The sequence below is a fragment of the Pedobacter jeongneungensis genome (genome assembly GCF_000633455.1).
In the GTDB taxonomy this organism is placed as follows: domain Bacteria; phylum Bacteroidota; class Bacteroidia; order Sphingobacteriales; family Sphingobacteriaceae; genus Pedobacter; species Pedobacter jeongneungensis_A.
The window spans coordinates 220102-237893 of the sequence record NZ_AYMG01000017.1 but is presented as its reverse complement, the minus strand read 5'-3'; the positions used below and the strand labels follow the sequence as shown (position 1 = coordinate 237893).

Here is a 17792-nt window from a genome sequence, read left to right as displayed (position 1 = left end):
ATTGGGCTGCAAGCAAAGTATTTTCAAGTATCAGTAATGGAACAAAGCAATCTGATAAAAAAGTTTTTTTTAACGATAGAGAGAAAATATTTTTACGTTTACTGTAACAGAAATGAACTATAAGGAAATTGCCAACCAAATGAACTGCAGTACACGGACTATTGAAGGTTAACGAGATAGTTTATTTGAGAAATTAGCGCTAAAAACAAGAGGCTTAGCAGTATATGCCATTAAAAATGGGCTTAACAGTTAAACTGCTAAACCCATTTTTATTATAATTAGTTAATTATTATTAGGTGCATCATTAATCGGGTAACCTTCTTCATCCAGGTCATCGCGGTTATCTTCAGGTGTACGGGCTAGAATTTCATCTTCCGGGTTCAGCTTTACACTTTCACCGTTATCTACATGCATGCCTAATTCTTCCAAATTATCTTCGGCTATATCTTCGTTCCGGGCATATTCATCGCCTACATAAGGGTTTGCCTCATCATAAGTAGAATCATCATCCTTTGCACCTGCAGCAACTGTTTCGTAACCCATTGGGTGATCGTATTCGCTGTCCGTTCCTTTTACATCAAGTTCGTAACTCTCTTTATTTTTATCGTACGATAAATTTTCTTTGTTGATTTCGCTCTTTTCTGTAGTGCTATGTATTTTATCCTGCGATCCTTTATTTTCGTTAATTGCCATGGTGTGGGTCTCCTATAATTTATAATGTTATAACAAAGCGGTGTAAATAAGGTTTTTCTTTAGCAAAAGAATTTGTTATTATTTGGGCGTGCCCCAAGCTACGCAAGGGTCGGGCTATGCACTGCAAGTCCTCACCATTCCTTCCTCACGGCTGCGGGCTTTCCGTTTCTATCCCTCACGCAGCAAAGCGTCTAAAAAATTTCATTTTGAAAGGTATATTATTCTACTTAATTTACGGCAAAAATGCTAATAAAGAACACGCTAAAACATTGAAAAACCTCAGGCCTTTAATATTAGGTTTCGTTACTTTAACTTTCGCCATTTACCTTTTGGTTGACATTCTTTTTTCCAGGAACTTACTTAAAGAAACGAATGGCATCCTAGATTATTCAACTGTTGATATTGAAACAAGAATAGTTCAAAGAAGCCGTTCTTCCATTGTTGATACCACTAAGTTCGCTGTATTAAGGTTTAAGCTGAAAAACGACGGGCAGTCATTTGAAATTAGCCAAAGATTAGAGATGATTCACGATAGTCGGAACGAATTGAATGGGGTGAATGATGCTTTAAAAACTTCAAAAAATCTCAATCTTTTACTAAAGAAAAGTCTTTTATCAGATGATGTAAACGTTTACCAGATCAATGCTGATGGATTAATCATTTATGATAATACTGAAGATGCCAACAACACTTCATTTTTGCTCTTCTTTCTCTCCATTGTCTCTTCTATTTTCTTTTTCGCCCTTTATTTTTGGCCAGATAATGGGCAGCGATTTAACAAAAGGCAAATTAAACGAAAATAGTATTTGCTCTTATTTTTTTTCGGTCTGTGGGGACACAGACCGAGGGATAAGGGTTTGCCTCATCATAGGTAGAATCATCATCCTTTGCACCCGCAGCAACCGTTTCATATCCCATCGGGTGGTCGTATTCGCTGTCCGTTCCTTTTACATCGAGTTCGTAACTCTCTTTATTTTTATCGTACGATAAATTTTCTTTATTGATTTCGCTATTTTCTGTAGTGCTATGTATTTTATCCTGCGATCCTTTATTTTCGTTAATTACCATGATATGAGTCTCCTATAATTTATAATATTATAACAAAGCGGTGTAGATAAGGTTTTTCTTTAGCCATATAATTTTATTATTATTTGGGCGTGCCCCAAGCTGCGCAAGGGTCGGGCTATACACTTCAAGTCCTCACCATTCGTTCCTCACGGCTGCGGGCTTTCCGTTGCTATCCCTCACGCAGGCAAAATGCCTAAAATTTCCATTTTGAAAGTATATCATTCTGCTATCGGTCTGTGGGGACACAGACCGGGGAATACATCTACGCAAATAGCACCTGCTGGCTAATCCACCTAAACCCGATCAAAGCGGGATGCTCCCGATCCTTCATCGGGAGCAGAAGCGGGAGCGGGACTGCTACAGCCTAAAAGCTTCTGCATCTGCTTTCCAAATGCAATCAACTTTCTAACAAAATAACTATTAAAGCTGAAAAACCCATCATAAAAAAAGCGCCCCGATTTTTAAATCAGGACGCTAAATATTTCAAGAGTTGTCAACTTCCATGCCAGAAGCATATTAAAGTTGACAACTCAGCTTATAAACTAGCCAAAGATGTATTTAATGTTTCACTTGGGCGCATGGCTTTGCTTGCCAGCTCATCATTAGGGTTGTAGTAACCGCCAATGTTTTGAGGTTTGCCCTGCGAACCGATCAATTCCTCGTTGATTTTGGCTTCATTTTCTAACAAAGTTTTAGCCAATGGTGCAAATCTGGCTTTCAGATCAGCATCTTTGCTCTGAGCAGCTAACGCCTCAGCCCAATATAAAGCTAAATAGAAGTGAGAACCACGGTTATCGATCGTTCCTAATTTTCTACCTGGCGATTTATCAGTTGCCAAGAATTTAGCATTTGCCTCATCCAAAGCATCAGCCAGTACCTGTGCTTTTGCATTGTTTTGGGTTTGAGATAAATGCTCTAAAGAGGCCTGAAGTGCCAAAAACTCACCTAGCGAATCCCAACGTAAATAACCTTCTTCGATAAATTGCTCAATATGTTTAGGGGCAGAACCACCTGCACCGGTTTCGAATAAACCACCACCGTTCATTAATGGAACAATAGAAAGCATTTTCGCTGAAGTTCCTAACTCTAAAATCGGGAATAAATCAGTTAAATAATCACGCAATACGTTACCAGTAACCGAAATGGTATCTAAACCTTTACGGATACGCTCTAAAGTAAATTTAGTGGCTTCAATTGGGGCTAAAATACGGATATCTAAACCTGTAGTATCGTGGTCTTTTAAGTAAGTATTTACTTTTGCAATGATTTCTCTATCATGCGCTCTTTGCTCATCTAACCAGAAAACAGCTGGAGTTTCTGATAGGCGTGCCCTGTTTACCGCTAATTTTACCCAATCCTGAATTGGCGCATCTTTAGTCTGGCACATGCGGAAAATATCACCTTTTTCTACTTTCTGATCAAAAAATACTTTACCGTCAGCATCAGTAACTCGGATTATTCCTGTTCCTGTAGCTTGAAACGTTTTATCGTGTGAACCATATTCTTCTGCCTTTTGAGCCATTAAACCTACGTTTGGTACCGAACCAATGGTGGTTACATCAAACGCACCATGTGCTTTACAGTCATCAATGGTTGCGGTATACACACCAGCATAAGAACGATCTGGAATTAAAGCAATCGTATCTTCTGGTTTACCTTCTTTGTTCCACATCTGGCCTGATGTACGGATCATTGCCGGCATAGAAGCATCAACAATCACATCCGATGGTACGTGTAGGTTTGTAATTCCTTTATCAGAGTTTACCATGGCTAAAGCTGGTCCATTTTCAATTGCCTGTGCCAAAGCGGCTTCAACTTCTGCCTGTTTAGGGTTGCCTGCAATTTTTGCATAAACATCGCCTAAACCATTACGGGTATCAATATTTAGTTCTTTGAAAAGATCTGCATATTTGGTAAAAACATCTGCGAAATAAACTTCAACAATGGCACCAAAAATAATCGGGTCAGACACTTTCATCATCGTCGCTTTTAAGTGTGCAGATAATAAAACGCCTTCAGCTTTAGCCTCCGCAATTTCTTTAGCCACAAAAGTTTTCAATGCCGATAAGCTCAATGCAGAGCTATCAATCACCTCTCCTGCTTTTAATGGCGATAAACCTTTCAATTCGGTTACCGTACCATCGGCAGCTACAAATTCGATTTTAAACTGACCAGCTTCAGCAACAGTGGTAGATTTTTCTGAACCGTAAAAATCGCCTTCAGTCATGCTGGCCACTTTGGTTTTAGAATCTGCCGACCATTTACCCATTGAGTGTGGATTTTGTTTAGCATAGTTTTTAACCGCTTTAGGCGCCCTACGGTCAGAGTTACCTTCACGTAAAACAGGGTTTACTGCCGAACCTAAAACTTTTGCATATTTAGCTTTAATTGCTTTTTCTTCGTCGCTCTGTGCGTTATCCGGATAGTTAGGAATGGCAAAACCCTGAGCCTGTAACTCAGTAATTGCACCTACCAATTGTGGAATAGAAGCAGAGATATTTGGTAATTTGATGATGTTTGCCTCTGGAGTGGTTGCCAATGCACCAAGCTCTGCTAAAGCGTCACCAATTTTTTGGTCGTCTTTTAAATACTCAGGAAAGTTTGCCAAAATTCTTCCTGCTAAAGAAATATCTCTGGTTTCTACATCAATACCTGCTGATGCGGTAAAAGCTTGTACGATAGGTAAAAGTGAATAAGTAGCCAACATTGGCGCCTCATCGGTTTTGGTGTAGATAATTTTTGATGTATTTGACATATTATATTGATTTTGCTTATTTATTTAACGATCCGATTGCTTTATGGCTTTGTAAACCAATCTTTTTAAAATCGCCTAAAGATAAAATAATCGAATGAATTAAGGAACATCGTAATGTTATTTATGGTTTGGATTAGCAATTCATTTATTAAAAACCCATAATATTTATCATAGTGAAATAATAATATAACATACTATTGTTTTTTGGGAGCGCAGGGCTACACGCTATATTTAAAGTTAGTCCTGCTCTCCGCTTTATCCCGATGAAATATCGGGGATGCCCGCTACGATCAGGGCTAGAAACTCAGGCCTGTGACACGGAAAACCAACATAGTAGCAGAAAACTACCTATACTAAACCTGATCGAATGCCCTATTTTTTATTCTATAGTGTAGAGAAAAATATTTAAGAGTAGTTAGGCATTTGCGGGTTTCCATCCAAAACCTACAATCCTTACCGAAGGACGCCGTCAATCCCAAGTGGCAGGAGAATCAAAAAAACAGTTGCAGTATAGAACAAACGGCACCACCAAACCTGAAACGCAGTGGTTTTGTGTTCGTAAACGATAATTCAAAAGCTTCAGGCAAATCGAACACAAATTGAAGTGCCTCTGTTTTTTTGATGAGCGCAGGGCGGTGAGAAGCCACATTGCCGGATTGACAAAGCGCTTTGGGTACTTTGGCGCTCCAAAGTACCATGCCTCCACGGCATAGAGTGGCAGAAGAATCTTTAGTTAGTTGTGTCTTAATAGGATTTTATTGAAAAAGGTAGAGAAGGAAGTAATAAACCTTTGCAATACTACAATTGCTGTCCAAAAACTAAGCAACTAAAAAGACATTTTTTATCATTCTGATTCACTGCAACATTCCCGATAGTTTTAGATTACGCAAATTCTTTGGCTAAACTTTTGTAGCGAGAAGCGCATATATCTATCTATATTAAATATTTTAATTGAAATGACCGAAACTACCTTAGATCAACAGTTAAATGCCCGAAAATTTGACGAAGCGAAAAGCTCGATGCAAAACGGCGAAAAACTCTCCAAAAACCTGCAGGATCATCAGAAATCATCGATTTTCGACAAACTTATCAAAGAAAAGCAATATGAAATTCTAAATATGATGGTAAAGGATAAAACCATTGAAACCGATATTTATGAATTCGACAATTTTGACAAAAGTATTTTTCATAGTATCATTTACAACCTGGGCGACGAAGATGAAGACATTGCTTTCTTCAACGAATTTATAGCACACTTCGATAACCTGAATGATGAAGTAAATGCGAAAACCTTATTGGGTTATCTCTTCGAAAATGGCGTCAGTTTAGGCGTAATCAAAGCTTGTATCGATGCAGGCTGCACGACCAATTTTAAAAATAATGCAGAAGAAAATTATATCCACCAGGTGGTAAAAAGCAGTTTTCGCCGTTACAACCTAAATGATGAACAAACTGCCGATCTGCTTAAGGGTTACATCGATATCCTCATTAACGAAGGAATCGATATCAATGAAGGCAATATAGTACAGGAAACACCTTTAATTACCGCAATAAAGTTTAATAAGAAAAATCTAATTGCGCATCTGCTTGAAAATGGAGCAGATCCTAACCAGACTGATCGTGAAGGAAATTCGGCCTTTTTTTATGCAGTGGCTCATTCGCAGAGCGAAAACATATATGATACGCTGCGCAATTATGCCACACCAGCGTTTGATCAGGTAAGCAAAAAAGGAGAAACGCTGCTGTTCGAATATGTAGGCATGATGTCGAACAGTGAAAGCGGCATCAACTTCCTAAAAAAACTGATTGGTGATGGTGCCGATTTATACCAAGCCAGCACCTGGTATAGTGCAGATAAAACTCCATTGGATGTAATTGCCGAAAAACAGGCCAATATTTTAGAGGCTGTTTTAGAAAGTGGACAGGTAGATATAAACAGAGCAGATGATCAGGGAAATACTTTACTACATAAAGTCTGTGCCTACAATGTAAACTACGAAGCCGAAAAGGCAAAAGAAACCTATCGTAAAGTGAAACTTCTGATCGAAAACGGAGCAGATACTACGCTAAGCAACGATAAGGATCAAACAGCCTTAATGCTCGCCTCCGATGATAACCTGAAAATAAAAACTGTTGAACTGCTAATGAAACAATCTTAATATATGTCGATGTCATTTATAATTGCCTGCGAAAGCGGCAAACGCAAAATAGCCGAACTTTTATTGGCGAACAATGAAGTAGAAGTAGGTTATACGGATGAAAAAGGTCGAACTGCACTGCATTATGCTGCACATCATGGATATTTAGATCTGGTTAAAATTTTAATTGACCGCGGTGCAGATTTAGATTATGAGGACCATGATGGTGAAACACCTTTTTATTTTGCCTGCCTACAAAAACAGAAACAAACAGCGCTATACCTATTAGATAAAGGTGCAAAGGTTGATATTAAAGACCTTAAAGGTAATAGTCTATTGCATTTAACTGCTCAAAACGGGCAGATTGAAGTTTTAGAAAAGCTGCTCGATAAAGGCCTGGAGGTGGATAGTGAAAATAATGAGGCGGAAACTCCCCTGCTTATCGCATCTGCCTGGAGAAATAAAGAAGCGGTTCAAAGATTACTGGAATTTGGCGCCAATATTAACACGACGAATAAACATGGCGATTCGCCTTTGATTTTTGCAGTTAAATCTAAAAACAACCCAATGGTTGAATTGATCCTTGATAAAGGAGCTAACATCAATCATATTAACCACGCTGGCGAATCGGCACTATTGCTTGCCTGTTACGATGCCAACCGGATGCTCACCAAAACGCTTGTAGAAAAAGGTGCAGATGTATTTGTCTCTTCAAAAAATGGTTTATCACCCATCTGGTATGCCTGTGCCAATAACCAGAAAGAAATTGTCGATTTATTTTTGGCCAATGGTGTAGATGTAAATTATGCTAAACCACTTTCGGGCAATGATGATTCGATGTACTCATACCTTGAGTGGGTAGAAACAGCCAATAACATTTCCATTTCGGCCAGTTTTTCTTTCGATAATAACTACAATTACGGGGGCGAAAGCATGTTGCATGTTGCGGCCAAAAGCGGTCATTTAAGCATGTTGAAATTATTATTGGAAAAAGGTGCCAATGTTAATATTCAGGATGAAAGCGGAAACACAGCTTTACATTATGCAGCTGCAAACGGTAAAAAAGATGTGGTTAAGTTTTTACTCGAAAACGCTGCCGATCCATCAACTGTAAATGTAAAAGAACAAAAAGCAATTGATTATTCGAATATTAAAGGCTTTAATGAGATAACCGAGCTCTTGTTGAAATATGGTCCTGCGGCCAACTCAAATGCACAGGCTACAAGTACAGTATCGGCTGAAAGTCCTGCTGAAGTTCCAAGAAATGATATGGCTGCTAAAAAACAGGCTTTATTAGATTTAAAAGAGTTGTTGGATGCCGGAATTTTATCGCAGGAAGAATTTGATACAGAGAAAGCTAAGATTTTGAAAAGTTGAGTTAATCCCGCGGTCATCATTTCGAGTTTCAATTTATTTCATAAAAAATATGGATGACAGTTGGATTTTAGAGAATTGATAGGCTGCGAGGAATCGTCATTCCCAACCCGATTGGGAATCTTAATGCAATAAGCTTTAAGATTCCCGTCTGCGCTGGATTGATGACTACGCTAATCGAATCAGCCCAGGATTGTTCAGCGAAGCTAAATTTAGCTAGTATAGATCTCTCCAGTCCGCGTTGCTTTGCGATTATTATATTGAAAAATATTGTCTAATAAATTTTTAGTTATAAATTTATTAGACAATATTAATGCTCGCATAAATGAAACTTATCCCTAAAATCAAATCTCAGTTATTTACCTTTCTCCTTCTTTCCATTTTCATATATGCCTGTTCTCCCAAACTGTATGTTGACGAAAGTAAACGTTATCAGGCGGGTGCATTAACCGATGCACAAATCGATTCACTGCATACTTTCTTAAAACAAAACGAAAGGCTTGCCTTAAAAGATACCATCATTATTAAATACGATTTCAATAAAGATGCCTGCTGGAACGACCTAAACTATCAAAATGCCGAATTTTTAAACAATGTAAGGTGGGCTTTCCAAAAAAACATCCTCGAAAAAGCAGCAGCCCGGCCAAAGGTTGCCATTTATCAATATCGTGAGGTAGGCGAAAGCTTTAGCCAGGTTAAAACCAAAGGTCTGGAAATAGAAACCGATCCGGGATTTTTAAAGAAACTATTATTTCAAGAAGCAACTACCTGCGGCACTTCGGCCATTGTGCTCCCAAACGGGAAATTTTTACTGGTTAAATCCGATCCGCAATTCTCTGCACTGTTACTAAATGCTAAAGACATTGAAACCAGGCTTTTGGAAAACCTGGTAAAATAATCGCGAAGAGCAACTTTAGAGCAGATTAAAATGATTTAACAATTCTTAACTAAATCTTTGGTTATTATGCTGTAATTTAGTTTTAACTAATCGTTTCAAATTATAGCTCAACCAAATACCTAAATGCTCAAGCTTCTCACCCTGCTCCTGTTTATTTTAATGGGTTTTAACCTGATGGCGCAAAACAAAACCACTGTAAAAGGTATTGTTGCCGATTCATCATCCAAAGCACCAATAGAATTTGCCACAGTTGCCATTGTTAATGCTAAAGATACCAGCTTAATTTCTTATACCCTTACCGATAAAAACGGCGTTTTCAAATTATCGGGAATTCCCATTGAAAGGCCCGCCAAACTGATTATATCCTACGTTGGCTATACCACATTCAGGAGGTTACTCGAGCTGAAAAAGGATGTGATCAAGGATTTCGGCACTGTTTTACTATCAGGCCATAACCTCGAAGAAGTAGTGATTAAAGGGGAAAGATCGCCGGTTGTGATTAAAAAGGATACCATAGAATTTAATACCGAAGCTTTTAAAACCCGGCCTAATGCTGTTGTAGAAGAATTGCTTCGGAAATTACCCGGCGTACAGGTAAATGTGGATGGCTCTATTCTGGTAAACGGTAAATCGATCAGTAAACTATTAATTGATGGAAAAGAATTTTTTGGTAACGACCCGAAAGTAGCCACCAAAAACCTAGATGCGGATATGGTTGACAAAATCCAGGTTTATGATGACCGGGAGAACGATCCCGATCATCTGGTGAGCGAAACCCAGGTGGCCAAAATCATCAATCTGAAGATGAAAAGCAAAATCAAGAAAAGCACTTTAGGTAAAATTTATGGTGGTGGGGGTAGCAGAGACCGTTATGAAGCAGCTGGTATTCTCAGTAATTTCAGGGATACTTTACAGATCAGTTTGATCGGCCTGGCCAATAACCTTAATAAAACAGGATTTTCTAGTCAGGATTTATATTCTATGGGCGGCTTCGACCGTTCAGGCGGATCGCAGGTGTACGATGGAACATTTGGTGGAAGAGGTTATGGCGGTATGGAAAACGTAGCTTCAGGCGGCTTTAACATCAACAATAATTATGGCAAAAAATTAAAACTCAATCTGGTTTATTTTTATACCCACACCGAGCGGATTTATAATAGTCAAAATTATAACGAGCAGTTCCTGCACGATACCAAACTTGTATCTCTTTCACAAAATAATAGCAACAATAAAAACGATAAACATGCCATTAGCGGCCTGATTGAATGGGTGCCCGATACCATTAACAGGGTCAGGTACGAACCTAAATTTAACTTTGGCAGCGATAACAACCTTAGCGGTAATTTTGGCAATAGCTCCAACACCGCCTTCCCAAAATTGAGAGAAACTGCCTATGATTCAAGATATAACGCAAACAACACCAGTTTTTCGCACAATTTTAATTATTACCACAGGTTAAAGAAAAAAGGTGAATCGCTAAATATTACACATTCTGTTCAGTTAAATAACAACGGAGGAGATAAATTCTCACTTTATAACATTGTTTCTTATACTGCTGATGTAAAATCGGAAAGGCAGGACCGTTATGAAGATAGCTGGAGAAAATCGAGCTCAGTTGATTTATCCCTGACCTATAACTATCCGCTCATCATCGAAAAACTGATCTTAGAAATGAATGCTTATTCTAAGTACTCCAGCAATAAAGACCAGCTAAGTATTTTAGAAAGAAATCCACTTACCACTAGCTACGATATTTTACAGGTAAACCTGAGCAACGATTTACAGCGTAATATTTTTACACAAAATATCCGTCCTCAGTTATTGTACAAAATAAACAAAAACTACAGTATAAGACTCGGAGTTAAAGCTGAACTAAATGATGTAAAAAACATCTTCAATTACGGGTATGATAACATTAACCAAAAGTTTTATAATTTCTTTCCAAGTATGCGTTTTGATGGGCCAAGTTTGTCGTTCAGTTACGATGAAAGGTTAGAGCTGCCAGGCATTTCTCAGATGCAGCCTATTGTACGCGAATACAATTCTTTATATAAAACAACCGGTAATCCAGACCTGGTACCATCAAGGGTGAGGAATTTAAATTTCAATCTTTATAAATATAACCACAGCAAACAGATCAACTTCAATATCTATTCAGGCTTAAATTTCAGCAATAATGTGGTAATCCAACAAACCATACTGAGCAGTGCGGGAGCAAATACCACCACTTATGTTAACCGGAACGGGAGTGCCAACGGCTACATGGGGGCAAATTTTGGCAAACAGTTAAAAAAATCTCAAAAATGGCAGGTTGGTTTTAACACCAATGTAAATCTGAATTTAAATAGAAGACCTTTTATCCTCAACATGGATGAAGGTTTCGAAAACAGTTTTTACACCACTTTGGGCGAAAATATCAGCTTTAATTATAACGAACTACTGAGCATCAACGCGAGGTATAATTTTACCAAACAGATGACCAGGTATAAGGATGTAAATTTCAATAATGTAAATACTTACTCGCATACAATCGGATCTGATTTTAGCCTTCGCTGGCCTAAAAAAATAATCCTGGATGCCAATTATTCTTATAATTACAACCCACAGATTGCAGAAGGTTTTCCAAGAAGCTCCCATCTTTTAAACCTGGCTTTATCACTCCAGATGCTTAAAAAAGACCGTGGACAATTAAAAATCTCGGTGTACGATCTTTTCGATCAGAACATTTCGGTAAGCAGGTATGCCTATAATAATGCTGTTAACATCTCCGATAGAGAAATATTAAAACGATACTTCCTTGTAACCTATCAGTATAAACTGAACATCTTCAAAGGAAAATAAGGAGCGCTCTCTCCTATGGAAGGTACTTTCGGGTACTTTCCTTTTTTTATTTGCGGTTGTGGCAATTATGGCCGGATTAAAAACATCTCCTCTCCTTTCGATGTTTATTTCATGAAAACTAATAAAACCAGTTCACATGAAAAATAAAATTTTCTACACAGCAATCCTTTCAACTTCGGTTTTTCTGGGGTGCCAATCCAATTCTAATAAGCAACCTCAGGGCGAAGATACCACGGTAACCACTAAAACCGGAGCAGTTGATTTACCGGCACCTGATACCAATGCCGCAAAAAACAAATTCAGTAAAGTGATTGGCTGGCCAGAAGGAAAAACACCAATCGCCCCTGAGGGATTTGTGGTAACCAGATTTGCATCCAATATCAAAAGTCCGCGGAATACCTATATTGCACCAAATGGCGATGTACTGGTAGCCCTTTCCAATTCTGAAAGAAGCGCAGCAGAATCTGTTGCCAATGTGGTTACCGGTAAAGCCAAATCGGAAGTTCCCGGAAAAAGCGCGAATACCATATTGCTTTACAGGGATGATAATAAAGATGGCAAACCCGAAACCGTTACAACCTTTTTAAATGGCTTGAACCAGCCCTTTGGCATGTTGATTATCGGCAATTCATTCTATGTAGCCAATACCGATGGTTTGTGGCAATATCCTTATAAAACCGGTGATACCAAAATTACCGCAACAGGGAAAAAGATTTTGAGCCTTCCTGCGGGTGGCTATAACAATCACTGGACAAGAAACCTGATCACCAATGCTGATAAAAGCAAGATTTATGTAACCGTAGGGTCGGGTAGTAATGTTGGCGAAAACGGAATGGAAAACGAAGTAAGAAGAGCCAATATATTGGAAATCAATCCGGATGGAACTGGTGAAAAAATTTATGCCAGTGGCTTGCGCAACCCTGTAGGGGTAGATTGGGCACCAACAACCAATATGTTGTGGACCGCTGTTAATGAGCGCGATGGCCTTGGGGATGATCTTGTACCCGATTACATTACAAGTGTTAAACGCGGCGCATTTTATGGCTGGCCTTTTTCTTACTATGGTCAAAATGAAGATCCGCGTTTAAAAGGCAAAAATCCTGAAATGGTTAAAAAAGCCATAGCTCCTGATGTAGCCGTTGGTGCACATACCGCTTCTCTGGGTCTCGCCTTTTATAAAGCCACAAAATTTCCTCAAAAATATCAGGGTGGTGCGTTTATCGGTCAGCATGGATCATGGAACAGGTCTGCAATTTCTGGTTACAAAGTTGCTTTTGTCCCATTTAAAGCTGGGAAACCAATAGGAAAACCTGAAGATTTTTTAACCGGTTTTATTGCTGACGCAGACAAGGCAGAAGTGTATGGTCGTCCGGTTGGTGTTACACTCACACCAGATGGTGCTTTATTGGTAGCCGATGATGTTAGCGGTGTAATTTGGAAGGTAGCAGCAAAATAGTTTATCAATTAACCACAGATTAGCAGAATATACGGTAAATTTATCTGCCAATCTGTGGTTAAAACATCAATCCTTGTTCCCTTGAAATTAAAACTTAGCTTCATCTTAACTTTATCCGCATTTACAGCTTTAGCCCAAACGGTTAAACAAGATTCAACCAAAAAACTAGAAGATGTTACTGTAAAAGGTTATTACAATCGTCAGCCTTTGTTAAGATCGGTATCTGCAGTGAGCTTGATTGATAGCAGTTTAATTAGAAACCAGCAAAGCACCTCATTAGTGAGTACTTTAAACGCCACTCCGGGTGTACGAATGGAAGAACGCTCTCCGGGCAGTTACCGATTATCACTCCGCGGAAGTTTATTAAGATCACCTTTCGGCATCAGAAATATTAAAATTTATGTTGATGATTTCCCTTTAACCGATGCAGGGGGCAATACCTATTTAAATGCTTTGGATGTGGCTGCCGTTGGTACGATGGAGATTTACAAAGGGCCGGAAGCCAGTATATTCGGGGCCAATACAGGTGGTGCCCTTTTGATTAATCCTCCCGCTTTAGGCAATAACGAAATCAATGTTTCTGCAATTACGGGTTCTTATGGACTCTTTCATCAAACGGCAGCTATTAAACACCAGTTTAAAAATTATAGTTTCAGTTTTAGCGAGGGCTATCAAAAAAGTGATGGTTACCGTCAGAACAGTGCGATGGATAGAAAATATTTCCAGACTTTTCAGCAATGGAACTATAGCCCTGCCGGCAATTTAAAAGTTTTTGCCTTTTATAGCGACTTAGGTTATAACACACCGGGAGGATTAACGGCCATTCAGTTAGATCAGGATCCTAAACTGGCACGTCCGGCTACACCGACCCTACCCGGAGCCATTTCACAGCAAGCTGCTATTTATAATAAAACCATTTTTGGTGGTTTATCCAATTCCTATCAGATCAATTCGCATTTAAAACATATTATTGCCTTATTTACGACCTATACTGATTTCAAAAACCCATTTATAACCAATTACGAAAAACGTTACGAAAGCACATTGGGTTTAAGGACGTTTTTGGATTACGTACAGGCAAAAGAAGGTTTTAAATTTAATGCACAGATTGGATTAGAGAGTTCGGCAACAAAAAGTCTGATTAAAAATTTCAACAATAATGCTGGTGAAGCTACAGCTATGCAAGCTTCTGACCGTTTAAAAGCCAGTCAGGATTTTGCTTATTTGAGGTTAAATTTCGACATCAGCAATAAATTCCTGATCGAACTTGCTTCTAGTTTAAATTTCTACAAGTATCATTACGAAAGTTATTTCCCAGTGGTTATTGCTTCAAAGCAAAGAAAATTCGATACCCAATTCATGCCAAAAGCAGCGCTATCTTACCTCATCACTTCTGATTTTTCGGCAAGGGCTTCGGTGAGTAAAGGTTATTCGCCTCCAACCCTAGCAGAAGTAAGGTCATCTGATAACAATATCAATAATGATCTGCAGGCAGAACTAGGCTGGAATTATGAACTAGGCCTGCGTTATAAAACTAAAAACAACCGTTTTTATGCCAACGGAAACATATTCAGTTACCATTTGAAAGATGCCATTGTTAGAAGATTAAATCAAAACGATGCCGAGTATTTTATCAATGCCGGAGGAACCAAACAGCAAGGAATCGAACTGGAAACCGCCTTATGGATCATCAAAAATGATGCTTCCTTTTTAACAGGTTTACAATGGAGAAGTAATTATACTTTTAGCCATTTCAGATTTAAAGATTTCATAAGTGGCACAACTGCTTTTAGCGGCAACAAACTTACAGGTGTTCCGGAAAGTATTTTAGTAAATAGTTTGGAGTTTAACTTTCCGAAAGCACTTTACCTGTTTGTGCAACACAATTATACCTCTTCAATCCCTTTAAACGATGCCAATACTGTTTTTGCGAAAAGATACCATTTGGTTGAAAGCAAATTGGGCATAAGGAATTTAAAAATAAATAAAACCTATTTAGATTTATTTGCCGGGGTAAATAACCTACTTAATGTGAATTACAGCTTAGGTAACGATTTAAATGCCGCGAATGGAAGGTATTTTAATCCAGCTGCAGGAATCAATTTTTATACAGGCCTTTCTGTTAGATTATAACAAAATAAACCGCACCTGTAAAGCAGAACTTTCCAGGTGCGGATGGGCACTACTTAAACAACATTTTGTTTTTCATTTTCCCTTATTACCACTTCGTTAACAATAATATCAAAACTGTAACGCTTTGATCCATCCTTAGCATCATAAGTGTTTGTCTGCAATCTTCCCTCTATCGTTAAGCCTGTACCTTTTTTAATCTGTGCCTCAGCAATATCAGCTTTCGCATTCCAAAAAGTTAAATTAAACCATTGTACTTTTTTAATCTCCTCACCAGAAGAGTTTTTATATGATTCATTTACAGCCAGGTTAACCTTTGCTAATTTTTGATTCATAACTGTTTTCACTTCTGCATCTGCACCTGCAAATCCGCTTAATACTACTTTGTTAATTGCACTTTCCATGATTTCTAAATTTAAGTTTCTAAATGTTTAAAGAACAGCTGCCACCTCGGCAACCGACAAGAACAAAATTGCAAACAAGATCAAAAAATAGCCGGATTGTAAATATTTATAGTCGTTTATAAACGTTTATAAACGGATAATGCCTCTTTTTGGGCTTTAATGAAGGTTTATATTTTTTTTCTTTCGATCATTTTATTTCATAAATTAGATCATCATCCCATAATAAAAAAAGATATTATTATGGAACGCTTATGTTTAGATTGCGGAACTCCGATAAAAGGGAGAACCGATAAAAAATTCTGCGATGATTCTTGTCGCAATAATTACAATAACCACCTAAAAACCGAGGATAATCTCGTACTTAGGCGGATTAACAGTATTTTAAAAAAGAACCGTACCATCCTCGCACAATTTAACCCGAATGGTAAGGCGAAGATTAGCCGTAAAAAGTTAATTTCGGCAGGCTTTAATTTTGATTACCACACTTATAGTTATGAAACACAAAGCGGAAATTGCTACATTTTTTGCTATGAGTACGGCTATCTGGTTTTAGGTGAAGAAAAATTGTTACTGGTTAAAAGAGAAGAAAACCTCTGGCTGGCTTAAGTAGTTTTATTTTTTTATTCCCAATGAGATATTTAGATTTATCGCCTGATGATAAATTACAATAACAAGCACTTCAGGCCAGTCAGTAATACCGAAAACGGAGAAACTTCGGCTGAAACTATTTTTAAATATAAACAGACAGGAAATATCCTAACTTCTGAATATGCGGGAGGAAAGATTATCTGTGGACATTTAATTGGCCTGGTTGATGAAAATGGCCATATCGATATGCGTTACCATCAGGTAAACGACAAAGGCGAAATGATGACCGGAATTTGTAATTCAAAGCCAGAACTATTGCCAAATGGCAAAATCAGGCTCCATGAAACATGGAGATGGACATCGGGCGATCTATCGGAAGGGCAATCTATCATAGAAGAATTGTAGTTATTCGTTAGCTGAGAACAATTAAGTTTTTACAGGCAAAATTGACATCGTGTGAATTTCTTAATAATCTTAACTCCTTAATGATTAAAGATTCTAATCAATTATGTTTTTTGAATGCTTAGCTAAATAAAATTGAGCAAGATTCGGGTAGCTTACCTTTTCTTTCCATACTACTTTTGGATATAAATTATTCAATACCATGAAAGCACAAGAAGAAATCAATTTCAATAGGATAGCTGAAGCGATTAGTTATATTAAAGCTAATTTTAAAACACAGCCTGGTTTAGAAGAAATTGCAGAAAAAGTAAATTTAAGCCCTTTCCATTTTCAAAGGTTGTTTAGCGAATGGGCCGGCACTACGCCAAAACGTTTTTTACAGTACATCAGCATCGGCTATGCGAAAGAAATGCTGAAAGAAAATCACAGTTTATTTGATACAGCACTAGAAACCGGCTTATCAGGCACCAGCAGACTGCACGATCTTTTTGTAAATATTGAAGGCATGACGCCCGGAGAATATAAAAACGGCGGAGAAAATCTCCATATTAATTATAGTTTTGCAGAAAGTCCGTTTGGAAATATTATTGTAGCCAGTACTCCGAAAGGAATCTGCCATATTGCTTTTTCTGATGATGAAAAGCTTGCTTTAAACAATCTTCAACGTCAGTTTCCGGCAGCTAAATATCAATTGATACTAGACAAAGAGCAACAAAATGCATTATACATCTTTAACCACGATTGGAGCAAACTGCATCAGATTAAACTGCATTTAAAAGGCACAGATTTCCAGCTGAAAGTATGGGAAGCCCTGCTAAAAATCCCTATGGGTAAATTGAGTACTTATGGCAGTATAGCAAAACAGCTGCAAAATCCTAATGCATCAAGAGCGGTTGGCACAGCCATAGGCGATAACCCGGTAGCCTTTTTAATTCCCTGCCATCGGGTAATTCAAACAAGTGGTGCTTTAGGTGGATACCATTGGGGTGTGAATAGAAAAACAGCAATAATTGGATGGGAAGCAGCCCAGGTTAATCAAGGATAA

The 17792-nt window shown here is 38.2% G+C and carries 14 protein-coding genes; 10 read left to right on the top strand and 4 right to left on the bottom strand.

All coding sequences use genetic code 11. From position 1 onward, the window contains the following. Window positions 1–282: 282 nt before the first annotated feature. Complete coding sequence (locus U859_RS0117290) at window positions 283–693, bottom strand: hypothetical protein (protein WP_025144589.1); 411 nt, start codon at window positions 691–693, stop codon at window positions 283–285. 206 nt (window positions 694–899) lie between these two features. Between U859_RS0117290 and U859_RS0117285 the strand changes: the two genes are divergently transcribed. Then, window positions 900–1496: a hypothetical protein gene (locus U859_RS0117285; RefSeq protein WP_025144588.1), complete on the top strand. Its 597-nt coding sequence runs from the start codon at window positions 900–902 to the stop codon at window positions 1494–1496. Here the strand turns inward: U859_RS0117285 and U859_RS0117280 are convergent. Both U859_RS0117280 and U859_RS0117275 read right to left on the bottom strand, forming a co-directional pair. Further along, complete coding sequence (locus U859_RS0117280) at window positions 1483–1761, bottom strand: hypothetical protein (protein WP_025144587.1); 279 nt, start codon at window positions 1759–1761, stop codon at window positions 1483–1485. The two genes, U859_RS0117285 and U859_RS0117280, sit on opposite strands and share 14 nt — an antisense overlap. Window positions 1762–2296: 535 nt before the next feature. Beyond that, window positions 2297–4516 carry an NADP-dependent isocitrate dehydrogenase gene (locus tag U859_RS0117275; protein ID WP_025144586.1) on the bottom strand — a complete coding sequence of 740 codons (2220 nt, stop codon included), beginning with the start codon at window positions 4514–4516 and terminating at the stop codon, window positions 2297–2299. 956 nt (window positions 4517–5472) lie between these two features. Between U859_RS0117275 and U859_RS0117260 the strand changes: the two genes are divergently transcribed. The 6 genes from U859_RS0117260 (at window position 5473) to U859_RS0117230 (ending at window position 15356) form a co-directional block, all read left to right on the top strand. Next, window positions 5473–6675, top strand: coding sequence for an ankyrin repeat domain-containing protein (locus U859_RS0117260; RefSeq protein ID WP_025144584.1), 1203 nt, complete (start codon window positions 5473–5475; stop codon window positions 6673–6675). Between the two features lie 9 nt (window positions 6676–6684). Next, a complete protein-coding gene (locus U859_RS0117255; protein WP_240183069.1) occupies window positions 6685–8031 on the top strand; it encodes an ankyrin repeat domain-containing protein in 1347 nt (448 codons plus the stop codon). Window positions 8032–8353: 322 nt separating this feature from the next. Then, window positions 8354–8926, top strand: a complete 573-nt coding sequence (locus tag U859_RS0117250; RefSeq protein WP_025144582.1) for a hypothetical protein — start codon at window positions 8354–8356, stop codon at window positions 8924–8926. Between the two features lie 123 nt (window positions 8927–9049). Beyond that, window positions 9050–11767: an outer membrane beta-barrel protein gene (locus tag U859_RS0117245; protein ID WP_025144581.1), complete on the top strand. Its 2718-nt coding sequence runs from the start codon at window positions 9050–9052 to the stop codon at window positions 11765–11767. Window positions 11768–11903: 136 nt separating this feature from the next. Continuing rightward, complete coding sequence (locus U859_RS0117235) at window positions 11904–13223, top strand: PQQ-dependent sugar dehydrogenase (RefSeq protein ID WP_025144580.1); 1320 nt, start codon at window positions 11904–11906, stop codon at window positions 13221–13223. Window positions 13224–13304: 81 nt separating this feature from the next. Continuing rightward, complete coding sequence (locus U859_RS0117230; RefSeq protein WP_025144579.1) at window positions 13305–15356, top strand: TonB-dependent receptor; 2052 nt, start codon at window positions 13305–13307, stop codon at window positions 15354–15356. Between the two features lie 53 nt (window positions 15357–15409). On the opposite strand, the gene U859_RS0117225 is transcribed toward U859_RS0117230, so the two are convergent. After that, window positions 15410–15757: a single-stranded DNA-binding protein gene (locus U859_RS0117225; RefSeq protein ID WP_025144578.1), complete on the bottom strand. Its 348-nt coding sequence runs from the start codon at window positions 15755–15757 to the stop codon at window positions 15410–15412. Window positions 15758–15997: 240 nt separating this feature from the next. Here U859_RS0117225 and U859_RS0117220 point away from each other — a divergent pair, with 240 nt between their 5' ends. The 3 genes from U859_RS0117220 to U859_RS0117210 all read left to right on the top strand — a co-directional run bounded on the left by U859_RS0117220 (window position 15998) and on the right by U859_RS0117210 (window position 17792). Then, window positions 15998–16363 (top strand): DUF2116 family Zn-ribbon domain-containing protein, encoded by a 366-nt coding sequence (locus U859_RS0117220; RefSeq protein WP_025144577.1) that lies wholly within the window; start codon window positions 15998–16000, stop codon window positions 16361–16363. 48 nt (window positions 16364–16411) lie between these two features. Beyond that, entirely contained in the window at window positions 16412–16750 is a 339-nt protein-coding gene (locus U859_RS0117215; RefSeq protein ID WP_025144576.1) for a hypothetical protein, read from the top strand. Between the two features lie 199 nt (window positions 16751–16949). Then, window positions 16950–17792: a methylated-DNA--[protein]-cysteine S-methyltransferase gene (locus U859_RS0117210; RefSeq protein ID WP_025144575.1), complete on the top strand. Its 843-nt coding sequence runs from the start codon at window positions 16950–16952 to the stop codon at window positions 17790–17792.

What these genes read in the sequence shown, in the direction of transcription:
- U859_RS0117245 (WP_025144581.1), top strand. Translation starts at nt 9,050, where the DNA reads ATGCTCAAGCTTCTCACCCTGCTCCTGTTTATTTTAATGGGTTTTAAC.
- U859_RS0117225 (WP_025144578.1), bottom strand. Translation starts at nt 15,757, where the DNA reads ATGGAAAGTGCAATTAACAAAGTAGTATTAAGCGGATTTGCAGGTGCA.
- U859_RS0117280 (WP_025144587.1), bottom strand. Translation starts at nt 1,761, where the DNA reads ATGGTAATTAACGAAAATAAAGGATCGCAGGATAAAATACATAGCACT.
- U859_RS0117220 (WP_025144577.1), top strand. Translation starts at nt 15,998, where the DNA reads ATGGAACGCTTATGTTTAGATTGCGGAACTCCGATAAAAGGGAGAACC.
- U859_RS0117275 (WP_025144586.1), bottom strand. Translation starts at nt 4,516, where the DNA reads ATGTCAAATACATCAAAAATTATCTACACCAAAACCGATGAGGCGCCA.
- U859_RS0117210 (WP_025144575.1), top strand. Translation starts at nt 16,950, where the DNA reads ATGAAAGCACAAGAAGAAATCAATTTCAATAGGATAGCTGAAGCGATT.
- U859_RS0117260 (WP_025144584.1), top strand. Translation starts at nt 5,473, where the DNA reads ATGACCGAAACTACCTTAGATCAACAGTTAAATGCCCGAAAATTTGAC.
- U859_RS0117215 (WP_025144576.1), top strand. Translation starts at nt 16,412, where the DNA reads ATGATAAATTACAATAACAAGCACTTCAGGCCAGTCAGTAATACCGAA.
- U859_RS0117255 (WP_240183069.1), top strand. Translation starts at nt 6,685, where the DNA reads ATGTCATTTATAATTGCCTGCGAAAGCGGCAAACGCAAAATAGCCGAA.
- U859_RS0117250 (WP_025144582.1), top strand. Translation starts at nt 8,354, where the DNA reads ATGAAACTTATCCCTAAAATCAAATCTCAGTTATTTACCTTTCTCCTT.
- U859_RS0117235 (WP_025144580.1), top strand. Translation starts at nt 11,904, where the DNA reads ATGAAAAATAAAATTTTCTACACAGCAATCCTTTCAACTTCGGTTTTT.
- U859_RS0117290 (WP_025144589.1), bottom strand. Translation starts at nt 693, where the DNA reads ATGGCAATTAACGAAAATAAAGGATCGCAGGATAAAATACATAGCACT.